Genomic DNA, 17,162 nt, shown 5'->3' on the forward strand with positions numbered 1-17,162 from the left:
GGTTCCTCTTATTGTAACGTAAAAGCAGCGGCTCGTCTCGTCTGAAGGGGTTAAGAAATGCACCCTCGTTTGTTGGGGTTATCCGTTTTTGATTTGTTTTACCCCGTCAGCTGTAATCGCAGACCCGATCCGGCCGGTGCCTTTTTCAACGAGCCCTAGATCGGCAAGCGTTTGAATGCGGCGGCGCATTTGCTGTTTGCTGAAGTTTATTCCTCTTTTAGCGGATTGGTCGGCCAGCTGTTGCAAACTGAGTCGTTCGCCTTTTTTACTGGCTTCCCCAAGCATTTTAAGGATTGCGATCAATTCCGGTGTCAGCGGTTGTTTAGCTGATTCTGACTGGGTTCGCCGGTCAGGATTATGCACAGACGGCGGCAGGTGTTCCGCTTTCAAAGTATAGCTTTTGCTCAGTGTTTTCGCGTAATCGAGCGCGTTTTTTAATTCACGGATGTTGCCCGGCCAGTGATAGTTCATTAAAAGTTCCAATGCATCATCATCAAGTTGGTACCCTGTTTTTTCTTTTTGCAGAAAAGAGTCTGTTAAGCGCGGTAAATCGGAACGTCTGTCTTTAAGAGGCGGAACGGTCATGTGCAAAACATGAAGACGGTAAAATAAATCTGCGCGGAACGAGTTGTTTGCGACCTCGTTTTCTAACGATTTATTCGTCGCTGCGATGATGCGTACGTCGACGGGAATGTTGCTGTTTCCGCCGATTTTTCGTATTTCGTTTTCTTGCAGTACGCGCAGGAGCTGTGCTTGCATATCGGTGCTTAATTCGCCGATCTCATCGAGAAATAAAGTGCCGCCCGAGGCGAGTTCGAATAAGCCTTTTTTTCCGCCTTTTAAAGCTCCGGTAAACGTCCCTTCCTCGTAACCGAACAATTCGCTTTGAAATAAGTTTTCTGACATCGCGCTGCAGTTGATCGCGAACAGCGGACCGTTCCGCCGTTTAGAATTGAGATGAATTGCATGAGCGAAGAGCTCTTTGCCGACCCCTGTTTCACCGTATATCAAGACTGGCTGTTCCGCTGCCGCCATTTTGAGTGCTGTATCTTTTGTGTCAATGATTTCCGGGTGTTCGCCGATGATATCGCTGAAGCTGTATTTTGAAGCCAGACCTTTCTTTTTGTTCTGATTTTTTGCCGTTTGTTCTACTTCAAAAGCTTTTTCAACACTTTTCATCGTAACGACCGTTGATTGGAACGAAGATGTTGTTGTTTTGGAGAGCACATATTCCTGCTCACCGTTTTTCAAAAATCCGCTCGTTTCATTATTTTTTAGAAATTCCAGCAGTTCTGGATGGGTGACGCAGCTGCTCACAGGCTGATCGATCAATTCCTGCGCGGATTGCAGCAAAATTTTCTCTGCTCCTCGGTTTGCGGCTGTCACAATTTCTTTTTGATCGTAAGCAATAATCCCGTCATCGACCATGTTTAACAGTTCATGGTAATGGTCGCTGATTTTTTGTGTGTGATCTTCTTTGGTCAAGAGATCGTCGTGCAAAGTAACAAGACGCTGCAAGTATCGTTCAGACATGTTTGCTGCTGTGTCTTCACCAAGCTGAAAGTAATCGACAATTTTTAATACCGTCGCCATATCGAAAGGACGGACTCCAATATCAACGACATTGGTAAGAGAAGCGGGGCAGCGCTCGGTTTCACTCGGCGTTACAGCTGTCCGGATTCCGTCGTAATAAAGCGTTCCGGGATGATACGGAACGAACTCAAGATGGGTGATGCCCAGTTGATAAATCGATTCGGCGGTCTCGCGGATCGATTCATCGGCGTCGTTCACAATCAATACCTTTCCTTCTTGTAAAGAGAGCAGCGTCGGAAACGCTTCCGGATCGATCGTGCGCTTGCCTGTGATGCAAAGGGTATTATCCGGGAACTTATAACGCTGCGTAAACTCGGTTCGTACAGACTGCGAAGAGAAGAGGATTACTTTATACGGTGTTAAAGAAGCGGCCGATAGATCTTCATCTATTGCGAGAGATTCGATTTCGAGCCTATCCCCCAAAAGCATTGCAAGTTGCTGTTTGAGCGTGCTTTTTGTTTTTTTGTTTCCTGTGACAAGAAGAAGGTTGTTTGACATACTCGCACTCCTTTTTGTGTTGTTGTGTGATTATACCAAAAAAACATACAACGGCATACATTGGTTTGAGACAAATCAACACCTGCATCCTCAAGGGCTTTTGCAATTGGCATAATTTTTGCATAATTTAACCTGGTAAGAATGATTAAGGAGGAGTTACTATGCAGCAAAGAGAATGGAAAATGCCTCATACGTTCATCATCATCTTTTTTGTCGTCGTACTTGCCGCGATTATGACGTACGTGGTTCCGATGGGAACTTTTGAAACTGAAGATGTAACGTATGATTATCAAGGAGAGGAAGAAACTCGCACCGTGCTTAATCCGGAAACATTCAGTTATGAAACCGACGCGGACGGAGAACCTGCGCGCGACGGCGTCAGCCTGTTTGAACCTTTCGGCGAAGCAGGGTTTTTGAATTATATGTTTGAAGGACTTGTCTCCGGAGATAAGTGGGGATCGGCGGTAGGTGTTGTTGCATTTATACTGATTATCGGCGGATCTTTCGGAATAATTATGCGGACGAAAGCAATCGACCAAGGCATTCTTTCGGTCATTGATAAGACGAAAGGAAAAGAAGGACTGCTCGTTCCGGTGATGTTTTTCTTTTTCTCGCTCGGAGGCGCTGTCTTCGGAATGGGCGAAGAAGCGATTGCGTTTGCAATTATTCTCGTTCCGTTAGTTATCGCTCTGGGTTACGATGCGATAACCGGGATCATGATTACGTATGTAGCGACGCAAATCGGGTTTGCGACATCTTGGATGAATCCGTTTGGCGTCGCGATTGCTCAGGGTGTCTCGGATGTTCCGGTACTCTCGGGCGCGCCGTTTCGGATTGTTATGTGGGCCGTCTTTACAGCCGTAGGGATTATTTACACGATGCGTTATGCGAATAAAGTCCGCAGGGATCCGAGTGCGTCTTATTCCAAAGAAGCGAATGACTATTTCAAAAAACATAATAACGTTCAAGAGATTAACGGCAAATTTACGCTCGGCGATGCACTCGTCGTCACTGCACTCGCGCTCGGCATCGGCTGGATTATTTGGGGCGTAGTCAGTGATGCGTACTTCATTCCGGAAATTGCGACGCAGTTCTTTACGATCGGACTCGTTGCCGGAATCATCGGGGTTGTCTTCAGATTAAATGGTATGACGTTAAACGATGTCGCTGATGGCTTTTCGGAAGGGGCGCAGCAACTGTTGCCGGCCGCGCTTGTCGTCGGCATGGCGAAAGGAATCATTATCATTTTAGGCGGTGACGCAGCGGATGAGCCTTCGGTGTTAAACACGATTTTGCATCAAGCCGGCGGCCTTGTTGATCATCTGCCGGAGATGCTCTCGGCCGGATTTATTTTCGTCTTTCAGTCTGTGATTAATTTCTTTGTTGTCTCCGGGTCAGGGCAAGCGGCACTCACGATGCCTTTGATCGCGCCGTTGTCTGATATTGCCGGTGTCTCAAGACAAATCGCTGTACTCGGGTTTCAGCTCGGTGACGGGTTGACAAACATTATCGTACCGACATCTGCAGCGTTAATGGGCACACTCGGTGCCGCGCGAGTGGACTGGGGAACGTGGTTCCGGTTTATTTTCAAATTCCAGCTTCTGATCGCAGCGGTTGCACTGGTATTTATCATGATTTCTGTATTGATTAATTTTTCCTAAGACGGGGAGGTTGGCTGCATGTTTACGTTAATTAAAGGCGCGGAGCTGTATTCCCCGGCATGGCAGGGAAAGCAAGATGTCCTGTTTGCTGATGGGCGCATATTGGCGGCGGGGGATTTGCAAGCTCCGGAAGGATACGCGACAGAAGTGATTGATGGGACGAATAAACGTTTGCTGCCGGGATTGATTGACGGACACGTCCATATTATCGGCGGCGGCGGTGAAGGCGGTTATCGGACGCGGACGCCGGAACTTCAATTATCCGACGCGTTCGGTTCCGGAATCACGACGGTTGTCGGTGTGATCGGTACGGACGGCGCGTCGAGAACGATGGCAGAACTAATTGTGAAAGCCCGCGCCCTTGAAGAAGAAGGGCTGACCTGCTATGCACACGTCGGCAACTATCATATCCCTGTTCGTACCGTGACCGGGAAAATTGAAGACGACTTGTTACTGATTGACCGGATTATCGGCGTCGGCGAAGTGGCAATCAGCGATCATCGCTCGTCGCAGCCGTCTTTTCAAGACTTGGCGAAAGTGGCCTCCGAAGCTCGAATCGGCGGGATGCTTTCCGGCAAAGCCGGTATTGTTAACGTCCATATCGGCGACGGACACGAAGGGTTGTCGCCGCTGTTGGAAGTGGTTGAGAAGACGGAACTTCCGATCAGCTCTTTTTACCCGACGCATATCAACCGCACCGAAAATTTATTCACTGAAGGATTGACGTTTGCGAAAAATGGCGGTGTAATTGATTTTACCGCGAGCACGGTCCCGGAGTTTTTGGCAGACGGGGAAGTGAAAGCGCCCCGGGCCGTTCGCCGGGCGTTGGAAGCCGGCGTCAGTCCGGCGGCTATGACGATGACATCAGACGGACAAGGGAGTCTGCCGTCATTTGATGCGTCCGGTCAATTCAGCGGCTTGAAGGTTGCGCGGGTTTCAGCATTGTATGAAGCGGTAAAAGAAGCAATCTTAGAAGAAGGCGCCGATCCTGAAAGTGTTTTGCGAACCGTCACGACAACGCCGGCAAATACGTTGAAGTTACCTGCGAAGGGTGCGGTTGAAACGAATAAAGATGCGGATTTGGTCTTGGTTGATCAAGACTGGGAAATTGATTCTGTCTGGGCGAAAGGACGAAGAGTTGTCGCGGAGAAAACGTCTGTTGTCAAAGGGACGTTTGAAACACCGTAACAACTCAAACGCTGTGTTTATGATAAGAAGCCGGCGGCAATGTCCGCCGGTTTTTGCTTTGTTATTTGAAGAAAAAATCGTTACTTTTTGGCCGGCAGGGTTTCATCCATTCGTACGTAAGAGAGAACGCCGGCGATAAAGGGAATAATGGCAACAGCGCCGATTGACCAGCTGACGCTGACGGCATCGGCAATCAATCCGGCAAATAAGGCGCCGAACGCATAACCGCTGTCGCGCCAAAACGAAAAAAACATTTAAAGGAATTTTTTTCTTGTTTGTTGAAGAAGAGAGCGGGAGGGGTTCACGGATGGATGATACAGGGAAGGAGCTGCAAAAGATCGGCAATAATTTGATGGGCTGCGGTTGTCTGTTAACATTGTTTGTAACGATTCCGATTTTGTTATTGCTGTTTTTGTAAATACTTACACCCGCACATGAACAGAAGGAGGGAGAAGATGAACTTAGATGCTTTGCCGCGTAAAATTTATACCGATGGGGCGACGCCGATTGAGAAAGCCGAGCGTTTATCTCAGGTGTTTGGCGGTCCGGAACTTTTTATTAAACGCGATGATCAGCTGGGATTGACTGAGGGAGGTAATAAAACGAGGAAACTCGAGTTTTTAATCGCGGATGCGGCTTCCAAGGGAGCGGATACGGTTATCACCGCAGGGGCGATTCAGTCGAACCATTGCCGGCTGACACTGTCGGCTTGCGTGAAGGAAGGTTTGAACTGCCGACTCGTGTTAGAAGAGAACGAAGAACCGCAATACGATACCTACTCGACCGGGAACTTTTTGATTTATCAGCTTCTCGATGAACATGCAACCGAAATTGTCGCTAACGGAACGGATATGGAAGCGGCGCTTGAACGCGCTGCTGAAGAGGAACGCAGCCGCGGACGCGTGCCGTATATCATCCCGGTCGGCGGTTCGAATGCTGTCGGGATGACCGGGTACGCGGCTTGCGCTGTGGAAATCGCCAGTCAAAGCGAGGAGCTCGACGCTCCCTTTGATTACGTCGTTTGCGCCAGCGGAAGCGGAGGGATGCAGGCCGGACTCGTTGCCGGTTTCGCAAGTATGAACCGGCGACCGGACGTTCTCGGTATGAGTGTCATTAAGCCGGAAAAAGACCAGCAAGCGCTTGTTCATAAGCTCGCTAATGAAACGGCGGAGCACCTCGGTGTTGGAGCAAAAATTTCCCGAGAGCGCATCCAATGTTTTGATGAGTGTCTCGCTCCGGGGTATGCGCTCCCGTCTGATGCGATGAAAGAAGCGGTGAAGCTGACGGCGCAATCGGAAGCGCTTCTGCTCGATCCGGTTTATTCCGGCAAGGCGATGGCAGGCCTAAACGCGTTGATTCGGGACGGCTTCTTCCAGGAAAATGACCGCGTGCTGTTTATTCATTCCGGCGGAACACCGGCTTTGTATGCGTACGCGCCGTTTTTTCATGAGAAATAATCTGAGTTCAAAGGCAATCCCCGGTTCACTGAAGAACCGGGTGTTTTTGTGCTTGTTTGACGATTCGTTCCGCAGCTTTGCGGGCGCCGGCAATATTTCGCGACACAGGGCCGATTTCCAGTTCAGCAAGCGGACCGGTGACAAACAAGCGATTATCCCACTCCAATGACGGAGTTAAAATCGGGTTTCCGCACGAGGCGCACGTCAATCGCTCGTCATTTAAGAGCGTCTCGAGCCAAGGTGGTTTCGGCCGGAGCCGTTGATAGCCGGTTGCTAAAAGCAGCGTTTTACCGTTAACTTCTTGCTGCGAGTTCATGTGCAGACAAAATTGGTTATTGGCGTCTTCAGCTGATACCACATTGTCTTGAATATGGTGAAGTTTTTCTTCGCGTACAGCTTTTCGCACTTTCCCTAAAAGTTCGTGTGTTACAGAACCGCGATTGCGTTCTTGCTGAATTTGTTCGCGGCGTTTTTTGTAGTCCTGTATTGCTGAAAATTTTGTTAAATGTTTTGGTCCGAGCCAGCCGGGATCGCTGTCGAATTTATGCACACGGAACGGATGGCGGTTAACAAGCGTTGTTTGTCCGGGATAAAGCCGGCTCATTTTTAATGATAAGTGGGCGGCGGTAATCCCGCCGCCGACGATCATAACGGCGGGGGAAAGCCCGCTCGCATCCGGTGCATGTTCGTCAAGGGCATGATACATATTATTCTCTTGATGCAAGAAAGGTTCGGACCAGGCAGGGTAAGCAAGGTGATCCCCCATTCCGGTGGCGATAACCGTATGTGCAGCTGCGAATGTGTTGTTGCTTTCGGTGCGGATGTTCCAGCCGTTTGTTGTTTTGTCGAGCCCGGCGACTGTTGCCGTTTGAAATCTGGAACTGATCCCGGTTTCGGCAAGGATTTGGTCGCAATGGTCATTAAATAAATCGAGCGACGGGCGTTTGTACGGTCCGTAGAAGTCTTCAGAATTTGTTTTTTTCGCATATTGCTGCAGACTGAACGGATCAGGGGCAATATGATGAACCGAGGGAGAGCGCAAGTACTTCATGCCGATTTGCTTTGTTTGCTGTTTCCAGTTGCGCAACGGTTCATTATGCGGATCAAGAATCAACAATCTTCCCGGCTCGCACATACCGCTTTTAACAAGATAAGCTGCGACGGTGCAGCCGTGAATCCCGCCGCCGATAATGATCCAATCGTACATCATAACGTCTCCTTTTATGTAAATCCATCTGACGTCCGGAACATGTCCGGAGGCCAGACGATTTTTACCAGCTTGCTTTTTTCACACCCGGGAGCTGTCCTTTATGCGCGAGTTCGCGGAACTTAATCCGGGATAGTTTGAAGTCTCGTAAAACTCCGCGCGGTCTGCCGGTGACTTTACAACGGCGCGTTAATCGTGATGGCGATGAATCGCGCGGAAGTTTCGCGAGTGCTGCATAATCTCCTTTTTCTTTCAGTTCACGACGTCGTTCAGCATAGCGGGCGACGAGTTCTTCACGTTTTTCCTCTTTAGCAACTTTCGATTTTTTAGCCATGTGATGGTCTCCTTTTCAAGTATTTGCAGAAGGGCTGCTTTCTGATGTCAGCAGGTAATGTTTGCTGTTTGCCGGTTGTGATCGTTTTGTTTTATAAACGTGCGTAATGTCTCTATACGACATCTGGTTCATGAGTGCAGCCGTTTTATCCTCGATCGCCATTTCCAGCGCTTGCAATCGTTGATAGGCTTGATCGGCAGACAGCTTAAATCGCTGGCCGAGACGAGCAAATACACGCTGGTTGATCATCAATTCGAGCAGCTCTTCCTCGCTGGCGGCGAGGTCGATGAGTTTATTCTCCATCGTTTCATAGGTTTTGATAAACCGTTGATCCTCAGCGTTAAGCTGCCGGATCGTGTGTTTTCTGAAAAATTCATAGCGAGCTTCGGACACCGAAAAATCCCTCCCTTCCACCACAAAACGAAATGATTACGATTTGGAACTTTATTGTAGCATAGGCGCGCGAGAATGTAAACCGTAATAATTACGATTAAAAGACTTTTGGAAAAAATGAGGATAACTCACGGTTATTTAGGTTATAGAGGAGGAGAAGGATGTGGTGCAGATGGCAACGATTTGGTTATTAGGCGATCAATGTTCTTGGCAGCAGCCATGGCTTAAAAATTTTGACCCGGGTGAAGATCGGGTTGTGATGATTGAAGCGAGAAGCCGCTCATCGTGGCAAAATTATCATAAACAAAAGCTTGTGCTTGTGTATTCGGTCATGCGCCATTTTCGCGATGAACTTCGAAATGAGGGTATTACCGTGGATTATCGCCAGGGGGAGAGGTTTGACGAGGAGCTTGCAGCGCATATCCGTGAGTATCATGTCGATGAGCTTCGGCTTCAGTTGCCGGGGGATGACCGGATGCGGCGGAAGATTGAGCAGTGGGCTGATGAAAATCAGGAATTGGACGTGCGAATGGCAGAGGAGTACGGCTTTTTGGTTGATCGCGCGGAGTGGCCGGAGTTATTGCCGGACGAAAAAAAGTGGCAGATGGACTCGTTTTACCGGTTGATGCGCAGACGGTTTAACGTGCTGATTACTGAGGAGGGCAAGCCTTTCGGCGGGAAATGGAGTTTGGATGCGGAAAATCGTAAGCCGCCGAAAGAGGGCATCAGTTTCCCTGAGCCGGAGTGGATCGCACCGGATGAAATCACGCGTGAGGTGATTGAAGAGGTGGAAGCGCATTTTCCGGAAAATTACGGAGAGACTGCCGAGTTTTCCAGCCCGGTGACAGCCGAAGAAGCAGAACGTTTCTTTGAGCATTTTGTCGAGCAGCGCTTGCTGACGTTTGGCGATTATCAAGATGCGATGGTTGCGGGGGATCCGTTTATGTCGCACAGCATGATTTCGACATCGATCAATATGAAATTGCTCGATCCGCTCGCGGTGATTCGGCGGGTGGAGCGGGCGTATGAAGAGGGGCTTGCGCCATTGAACGCTGTGGAAGGATTTATCCGCCAAGTGCTGGGCTGGCGCGAGTTTATCCGCGGCGTATATATTCGGCGGATGCCTGCCTATCAAGAGGTCAATGCGCTTGAACATCACCGTGATTTGCCGGAATTTTTTTGGACAGCAGACACGAAGATGAACTGTCTGCATGAATCGGTCAGCGCGGTCGTAAACCATGGGTACAGTCACCATATTCAGCGGTTGATGGTGCTCGGTAATTTTGCAACGCTCGCCGGGATTGAGCCGAAGCAAGTGTCGGATTGGTTTAATGAAATGTATATCGATGCTTATGATTGGGTCGTGCTGCCGAATGTGCTCGGGATGGCTCTCTATGCCGACGGCGGGCAAATGTCGACGAAACCGTATGTTTCAAGCGGGAATTACATTAATAAGATGAGCGATTACTGTCAGTCGTGTGTTTATAACATCAAAGAGAAAACCGGCGACAACGCCTGCCCGTTCCATGCGCTGTATTGGGACTTTTTAGAACGCCACGGTGATAAGTTCCGCGCGCATCCACGCATGAAGGTGATGTATAAGCATTTGGATAACCGCACAGAGGAAACAGCGGAGTCCCAGCGGACGTCGGCAGCGCGGATTTTTGAGCGCTTAGCGGAAGGTGAATTGTAAAGCAATTTATGACGCAAGTTAAATTGATTATTTTCATGGAAACGATTACAATAAATGTGTAAGGTATCAAAATTTTGCTATCAGGAGGGATTTTTTTATGAATCGTCTGTCAGGCAAAACAGCTTTGATTACCGGGGCGGGCTCGGGGATTGGAAGAGTGATTGCTCATACGTTTGGCAAAGAAGGGGCAGCGGTTGTGTGTGCGGATATTAAAGGTTTTGAGGAAACAGCAAAAGAAGTAAGAGATGCGGGCGGAAAAGCGATCGGTGTCGAATTGGATGTCTCGAAACTGGACAGCTGGAAAAAAGCTGTCGATCTTGCTGTTAAAGAGTTTGGCGGTATTCATGCACTCGCAAACGTTGCGGGCATTTCCGAAGCCGTTGATATTATTGATTTAGAAGAAAAAGATTTTGATAAGATGATGAATGTAAATTTAAAAGGCGTGTTCTTTGGCATGAAGACAGTCTTACCGCATTTCGTCGAAAACGGCTCCGGCAAAATTGTTAATATCGCTTCACTGGCCGCGCATGTCGGCCTGACCGGACTGCCGAGTTATTCGGCCTCTAAAGGCGGTGTCGTATCGATGAGCCGCCAAGTCGCTATGCAGTATGCCGGGAGAAACATTCAGGTGAACGCAGTTTCGCCGGGGATTATTGAGACGCCGATTTTGGCGAACAATCCGCCGGAAGTGACGAAACAATTTACCGATGCTACTCCTGCTAACCGTTTGGGACGTCCGGATGAAATTGCGAGCATGGTGTTATTTTTATGTTCGGATGAATCTGATTTTATCACAGGACAGGCAATGATTGTTGACGGCGGCTGGGGTTCACAGTAAAAAAAGATATCTCAAAATCATTAGCAGGCCGGGCGTTTTTTGCCCGGTCTTTTTTGATGCAGTGAATTGGGACGTGGTTTTTAGAAGCGGGGTTATGTTTCGTTAATGGTTTGGAGAAATCTGCGGATTGTATCGTAGGAGATGGAATTGCCGGCGAAGTGGTAAAGGTCGAGTGTTGAACAAGGGTGTGCGGGGAAAAGGAGCCGGTATTCGGCATGGGTTCGGATGAGATTGGGATTGATACAAACGGCTCCGCCAACCGTTTTAATTAATATATCGCCTGAAATTCTATTCTCAAATTTGTACTGAAAGATCCGATATGGTGTATACTTTGTCAGAGGGCAAGGATTAAGATATTCAAAAAAAAAGGGAATTTTTAAAATAAATATGTAAACGCTTTATTGACAGACGATAAATGTTCTTGTACGATGTAATTAATCGTTTACGTAATCGTTTACTTAAGGGTGAGACACAATGGACCGAAACAGTATAAAAGATGTTGCAAAATTAGCTAACGTTTCTACAGCAACGGTATCTCACGTAATAAATCAAACTAGGTTTGTTGCAGAAAGTACCCAAGAGAAAGTTTATCAAGCAATGAGAGAATTAAATTATCAGCCTAATTCAGCTGCCAGAAGTTTAAGGAGCCGAAAAACGAACACGATCGGCTTGATTGTTCCCTTTGTGGCTACAGACATTACAAATTACTTTTTTATGTCAGTGGCTAACGGGATTGAAGATGGATTAAAAAAGCGCGGCTATAAGCTGATCTTAAGCAACTCAAATGAAGATGTGAAAACGGAAAAACAACAAATTCAAGATTTTAACACGCAATTGATCGATGGGCTGATTATCGCTCCGGTTCTTTCAAAAGCAGATCATTATAAACGTCTTTTTAATGATTATTACCCGGTTGTTTTTATTGACCGGATGCTGGATGAAAACATTGCGGATGTGATTCTAGTTGATAACAAAGGGGGGACCTATGAAGCCGTTACAGCATTTATTAAAAACGGGCATCGACGGATTGGCATGATTGGCGGAACTTTAGGAATTACGACAAGTGATGATCGGTATGAAAGCTTTCATCAAGCTGTCAGTGATTACGCAGAGGAAAATGTTGAAGGGATGGCGAAAATCAGTTCGCCAAGCTTTGAAGAGGGCTACCGTTTAACGGAACAATTGATTCAAGAAGGAATTACCGCGATATTTGTCGGGAATAACGTCATGGCGATCGGCGCAATGGCTGCATTGCAGAACGCGGGCATAAAAATACCTGAAGATATGGCGATTATCGCTTACGACAATTATGAATGGATGGAAATAACCCAGCCGCCGCTGTCAACAGTATCTCAACCGGCTTTTGAATTGGGAAGAAAAAGTGTCGAACGATTGTTTGAACGCATGGAAGGTGATCAATCACCGTTTGATATTACGTTGTTGCCAACCGATTTAATTATTCGTTCTTCTCATTGAAAGAGTGAACGAATAAAAAAATACCTTTTAAGTAAACGATTACGTAAACGATTTATTATTTTATAACAGGGGGAATCATTTATGAAAAAGTACTTTATGCTAAGTTCTGTTCTGTTTTTGTCCGGCGCTTTGGCTGCTTGTAACGGCGGCGATGAAGAGAATTTAGAAAATGCTGGAGAAGTTGCCGGTAATAACGCGAATGAAAGTAATGAGAGCAATGAAAGCAATGATGACGAAGTCGAGACAGGCGAGGTTGAAACGGATGTAGAAGCAACGGGAGACGAATCAGTTGAACTGGAAATTTGGATTCATCAAACAAATGAAGATGAGACGGCGTTTTACGTGGATCGTATCGATGCTTTTAATGAAGCGGAAGATGACATTCATGTCACCACAGAAGTCATTATTGATGACGGGGCAAGTGCTTACAGCGACAGCGTAAATGCGTCCCTCGTTGCCGGTGAGCTGCCGGATGTTTTGGCGATTGACGGTCCTTATACCGCGAGTTTTGCTGATGCCGATGTTATTCAGTCGATTGATGAGTACATTTCTGATGAGGATCAAGATGATTTTGTTGATTCGATTATTCAGCAAGGTACGTATGACGGGTCATTGTATACATTGGGTGCGATGGAAGGATCGGCAGGGTTGTTTTACAATAAAGAAATTTTTGAAGAAGAAGGGATTGAAGCTCCGACATCAATCGATGATGCTTGGGACTGGGACGAATTCCTCGATGTCGCAAAAGAGCTGACAACCGAAGAACGATACGGACTGAATTTATTCTTTGATGATGTCGGTGAATTTATGACATTCACAGGTGCTCCATTTATCTGGTCAAACAATGGCGCGTTAATTGCAGAAGATGGTTCAACAGCAGACGGATATTTGAATGGACCGGAGTCGGTAGAAGCATTTGAGTTTGTTTCAACACTCTTTGATGAAGAAGTTGTCAGCCAGTCTCCGCCTGAAACGCAGTTCCAAGAAGGCGAAGCGGCGATGGCTTTGACGGGTCCATGGATGGGGCTCATGGCGGAAGATGCTGACATGGATTGGGGAATTATTCCATACCCTGAAAAAGAGCGGGCCGTTTCTCCGTCCGGAAGTATGGCTTACGGAATGACGGCTGATTCAGAAAATCCGGATGAAGCTTATGAACTTTTGGCTTGGATGACAAATGAAGAATCGGCTGAAGGTCTGTCAGAAGTTACAGGAATGCCGCCTTCGCGAGAGTCCGTCTTTGACAGCATGGAAAAATATGACGATGAACCTTGGAGTGTGATTCGCGAACAAGTAACAGAAACCGCCCAAGCACGTCCGGCAACGCCAGCTTACCCGGTCTTGACTGATGCTTTTTCCGAAATTTACAGCGCAGCCGCTCAAGATGTGGATATGCAAGAGATTGCCGATCAGGAAGTGGAACGAGTGGAAAGAGAATTGGAACGATTTGCAGACTAGAAAATTTTTAGAGGGGAAGGAAACTTCCTCTCTAAATTTTTCAAATGGGGTGTGAAGAGATCATGAAGCAAAAAAAACTGTTAAAATCCCACAAATCCCAAGAAGCATTTACCGGATACTTATTTTTGGCGCCAGCATTGGTTCTCCTCAGTATTTTTTTGCTGTATCCAATCGGAACGATGTTTTACTACAGTTTGACGGATTTTTACATTCTTTCACCTGATGATCGATCATTTGTCGGGTTTGAAAATTTTATTCGTATTTTTTCTGATGCACAATTTCTCAATGCTTTTGGCAACACTGTCTATTTTGCTGTGATTATTGTCCCAGTGCAAATGAGCGTAGCATTAGGGTTGGCGATCTTAGTTAATAAAAATATCAAAGGAAGAACGTTTTTCCGAACAGCTTTTTTCTCTCCAGTCGTGATGTCTTTGGTAGTTGTCTCGATTTTATGGACGTTTTTATACAACCCGAGTGAAGGGTTGTTTAACGAAATTCTCGGTGCCGTCGGCATTCCCGAGCAGCCGTTTTTAACGAGTCCTGATCAGGCGATGAACTCCATTATTGTTATGTCGATATGGCAAGGGGCCGGATTTCAGATGCTGATTTTTCTTGCCGGACTGCAAAATATACCGGAGCATTTATATGAAGCGGCAGAGATCGACGGTGCTTCGATGTGGCAAAAATTCCTGCATGTCACATTGCCGGGATTGAAAAATGTATCGCTTTTTATCTTCATCACGATTACAATCGCTGCGTTCAAATTGCTGGTACAGCCAATGATCATGACGCAAGGAGGACCGCTCGGATCGACGCAATCTCTTGTGTATGAAATTTATGAAACCGGATTTAATTATCGGGACGTCGGTTATGCCTCGTCGATGGCTGTTGTTTTTACACTGATTGTTTTAATCGTAGCGATTATTCAACGCAAAGTCGCATCCGAAGAGAGGGGATCCTAATATGAAAAAGAAAAAGACTTTTCAGCGAATCGTGCTGTATATCTCTCTTCTTGTGCTGGCGGTGATCTTTCTCTTTCCTTTAGTGTGGATGGTTGTTTCATCATTTAAAGACGATTTACAAATATTTCGCGATATGACATCGATTCAAGCGTTTCTTCCCCCGATGCCTGGAGAAGCTGAGGGCGGATACTTAGAAAACTATATTGTTGCTTTTGAACGAGCGGATTTGTTTCGTTATATCATCAACAGCTTGATTTACACCGGCGGAATCATTGTTACCGGACTTTTCGTCAATTCCTTGGCCGGCTATGCCTTGGCAAGATTCCGCATCCCGTTTATGGGAATTTGGCTCGGGATTATTATTGCGACGTTGATTATCCCGCCGGAAAGTATATTTTTACCGTTGTATTTGCTCGTCTTTAATTTAGGATGGGTCAACACTTTTTCAGGTTTAATCATCCCGTTTATTGCAAATGCTTTTGCAATCTTTCTATTTCGACAGTTTTTTCTTGATTTTCCAAAAGAATTGGAAGAAGCGGCGCGGATTGACGGATGTTCGCAGATCGGCACGTTTTTCAGAATAATTGTGCCGCTATCCAAACCGGTCTTTGCAACGGTAGCGATTGTACTGTTTATTAATCATTGGAATGATTTTCTATGGCCGCTGGTTGTCGCATCCGATGAAAGCATTCGAACGATACAAATTGGACTGCAATATTTTATGAACCAGGAACCTGTTGAATGGGGACCTATGATGGCGGCATTGACTGTTGCGACAATTCCGATGCTATTTGTTTTTGGATTCTTGCAGCGTTATTACGTTCAAGGGTTAACACATACAGGATCTAAAAATTAGAAACGCGCTGAGACTTAACCAGGAGGGGAATAAATGTGAAAAATGATTTTGAGACACTCAATGCAAAAAGTACGTATCAAGAAATGTATCGTCCGCAACTGCACTTCACACCGGAAGAAATGTGGATGAATGATCCGAATGGTCTCGTTTACTTTCAAGGAGAATATCATTTATTTTACCAATACCATCCGTTCAGCAAACGCTGGGGACCAATGCATTGGGGGCATGCCGTCAGCAAAGATCTTTTGCATTGGGAACATTTACCGATTGCATTATTTCCTGATGAAATCGGGATGATTTTTTCAGGCAGCTGTGTTGTCGATGAAAACAATACGTCAGGGCTGTTTGAAGATGAGGGAGGGCTTGTCGCTGTATTTACCCATGCCGATGATAATGTTCAGCAGCAAAGTATTGCTTACAGCTTGGATGCCGGGCGCACATGGCAAAAATATGACCAAAACCCGGTGATCGAAAATCCCGGTATCGAGGATTTTCGGGATCCGAAGGTTATGTGGTATGAACCGGAAGAAAAATGGCTGATGGTACTGGCAGCGGGACAAGAGGTCCTTTTTTATGAATCAAAAAATTTACTTGTCTGGACGTATTTAAGTGCTTTTGGTAAAGGCCATGGTGCTCATGAAGGTGTTTGGGAATGTCCAGACTTGCTTGAGATGCCGGTGAAAAATTCTGATGAGACGAAATGGATATTGCAAGTGGATGTCGATGAGGGCGCGTCTGCAGGAGGTTCTGGCGGTCAATATTTTATCGGGAATTTTGACGGCAAACAGTTCATTTCTGATCATAAAGACGTTCGCTGGGCAGATTACGGGAAAGATTTTTATGCTGCGCAATCTTTTTCAAATATAGACAGAAATCGCCGGACGGTTTGGCTGGCGTGGATGAGCAACTGGCTTTATGCCAACGAAGTGCCGACCTCACCTTGGCGAAGCGCGATGAGTCTTCCGAGAGAAGTTTCACTGCAGAAAACAGATAAGAATGACTATGTTATTTGTCAAATCCCTGTCAAAGAGTATGAAGCTTTAAAAACCGGAGAAAAAATCAGCACTTCTTTCGCATTGATGAACAGTGAAACACGCAAGGAGGAGCAGCCTGACGGGCCATTTGAATGGCTTTTACAAATGAATGTGAAACAATGTGAATCTTTTGAGGCGGCGCTGTTTGAATTTAACGGAAAGGCTGTCCGGCTCATTTATGATCAATCGGAATATAAGCTGCGCTTTGATCGGTCGCAATGCGGGGTGCACAGTTTCTCAGAAGACTTCCCGGGTGTATTTGATATCCCGGTGAAAAAAACCGCGGATGTACTGACGTTAAAAATCGTTGTCGATACCTCTTCGATTGAATTGTTTATCAATGACGGCGACGCAGCTGCAGCAAATTTGTTCTTTCCTTCTCCTGACATTGAACATTTTTCATTAAGTGTAACGTGCAAAAAGGGAGATCTGTTGCAAGTTGATTCATCTGAAATCCAGCCGTTAAAATCTGTTTGGCGGGACAGCTGAGTATTTGATCTAGAAGGAGGAAGCG

General features: G+C 46.6%; 15 protein-coding genes. 10 read left to right on the plus strand and 5 right to left on the minus strand.

What is annotated here, in order from left to right; genetic code table 11:
- Positions 1–78: 78 nt before the first annotated feature.
- Positions 79–2,091 carry a sigma 54-interacting transcriptional regulator gene (locus tag EDD67_RS03475; protein ID WP_121439077.1) on the minus strand — a complete coding sequence of 671 codons (2,013 nt, stop codon included), beginning with the start codon at positions 2,089–2,091 and terminating at the stop codon, positions 79–81.
- Positions 2,092–2,252: 161 nt separating this feature from the next.
- Between EDD67_RS03475 and yfcC the strand changes: the two genes are divergently transcribed.
- On the plus strand, positions 2,253–3,752 hold the full coding sequence (gene yfcC, locus EDD67_RS03480) for a putative basic amino acid antiporter YfcC (protein WP_121439076.1): 1,500 nt from the start codon (positions 2,253–2,255) through the stop codon (positions 3,750–3,752).
- Positions 3,753–3,770: 18 nt separating this feature from the next.
- A complete protein-coding gene (gene iadA, locus EDD67_RS03485) occupies positions 3,771–4,940 on the plus strand; it encodes a beta-aspartyl-peptidase (protein ID WP_121439075.1) in 1,170 nt (389 codons plus the stop codon).
- Between the two features lie 80 nt (positions 4,941–5,020).
- Here iadA and EDD67_RS13800 read toward each other — a convergent pair whose 3' ends face one another.
- Positions 5,021–5,194 (minus strand): hypothetical protein, encoded by a 174-nt coding sequence (locus EDD67_RS13800; RefSeq protein ID WP_154718743.1) that lies wholly within the window; start codon positions 5,192–5,194, stop codon positions 5,021–5,023.
- A 201-nt stretch (positions 5,195–5,395) separates the two neighbouring features.
- On the opposite strand from EDD67_RS13800, the gene EDD67_RS03490 reads away from it, so the two are divergent.
- On the plus strand, positions 5,396–6,397 hold the full coding sequence (locus tag EDD67_RS03490) for a D-cysteine desulfhydrase family protein (RefSeq protein ID WP_121439074.1): 1,002 nt from the start codon (positions 5,396–5,398) through the stop codon (positions 6,395–6,397).
- 25 nt (positions 6,398–6,422) lie between these two features.
- On the opposite strand, the gene EDD67_RS03495 is transcribed toward EDD67_RS03490, so the two are convergent.
- From EDD67_RS03495 to EDD67_RS03505, 3 genes are all read right to left on the minus strand, one after another.
- Positions 6,423–7,604: an FAD/NAD(P)-binding protein gene (locus EDD67_RS03495; protein ID WP_121439073.1), complete on the minus strand. Its 1,182-nt coding sequence runs from the start codon at positions 7,602–7,604 to the stop codon at positions 6,423–6,425.
- A gap of 64 nt (positions 7,605–7,668) precedes the next feature.
- A complete protein-coding gene (gene rpsN / locus EDD67_RS03500) occupies positions 7,669–7,938 on the minus strand; it encodes a 30S ribosomal protein S14 (RefSeq protein WP_121439072.1) in 270 nt (89 codons plus the stop codon).
- 15 nt (positions 7,939–7,953) lie between these two features.
- The gene (locus EDD67_RS03505) at positions 7,954–8,331 is read right to left on the minus strand and encodes a hypothetical protein (protein ID WP_121439071.1); all 378 of its coding nucleotides are present in this window, start codon (positions 8,329–8,331) and stop codon (positions 7,954–7,956) included.
- 172 nt (positions 8,332–8,503) lie between these two features.
- Here EDD67_RS03505 and EDD67_RS03510 point away from each other — a divergent pair, with 172 nt between their 5' ends.
- The 7 genes from EDD67_RS03510 to EDD67_RS03540 all read left to right on the plus strand — a co-directional run bounded on the left by EDD67_RS03510 (position 8,504) and on the right by EDD67_RS03540 (position 17,137).
- Entirely contained in the window at positions 8,504–10,024 is a 1,521-nt protein-coding gene (locus tag EDD67_RS03510) for a cryptochrome/photolyase family protein (RefSeq protein ID WP_121439179.1), read from the plus strand.
- 97 nt (positions 10,025–10,121) lie between these two features.
- Entirely contained in the window at positions 10,122–10,862 is a 741-nt protein-coding gene (locus EDD67_RS03515) for an SDR family NAD(P)-dependent oxidoreductase (protein WP_121439070.1), read from the plus strand.
- 474 nt (positions 10,863–11,336) lie between these two features.
- On the plus strand, positions 11,337–12,338 hold the full coding sequence (locus EDD67_RS03520; protein WP_121439069.1) for a LacI family DNA-binding transcriptional regulator: 1,002 nt from the start codon (positions 11,337–11,339) through the stop codon (positions 12,336–12,338).
- 81 nt (positions 12,339–12,419) lie between these two features.
- Positions 12,420–13,796, plus strand: a complete 1,377-nt coding sequence (locus tag EDD67_RS03525) for a sugar ABC transporter substrate-binding protein (protein ID WP_121439068.1) — start codon at positions 12,420–12,422, stop codon at positions 13,794–13,796.
- A 62-nt stretch (positions 13,797–13,858) separates the two neighbouring features.
- A complete protein-coding gene (locus EDD67_RS03530; RefSeq protein WP_121439178.1) occupies positions 13,859–14,758 on the plus strand; it encodes a carbohydrate ABC transporter permease in 900 nt (299 codons plus the stop codon).
- A 1-nt stretch (position 14,759) separates the two neighbouring features.
- Positions 14,760–15,614 carry a carbohydrate ABC transporter permease gene (locus EDD67_RS03535; RefSeq protein ID WP_121439067.1) on the plus strand — a complete coding sequence of 285 codons (855 nt, stop codon included), beginning with the start codon at positions 14,760–14,762 and terminating at the stop codon, positions 15,612–15,614.
- Between the two features lie 35 nt (positions 15,615–15,649).
- The gene (locus tag EDD67_RS03540) at positions 15,650–17,137 is read left to right on the plus strand and encodes a glycoside hydrolase family 32 protein (protein WP_121439066.1); all 1,488 of its coding nucleotides are present in this window, start codon (positions 15,650–15,652) and stop codon (positions 17,135–17,137) included.
- The last annotated feature ends 25 nt before the right edge of the window (positions 17,138–17,162 follow it).

This window comes from Salisediminibacterium halotolerans (assembly GCF_003814815.1).
Taxonomy (GTDB): Bacteria; Bacillota; Bacilli; order Bacillales; family Salisediminibacteriaceae; genus Salisediminibacterium; species Salisediminibacterium halotolerans.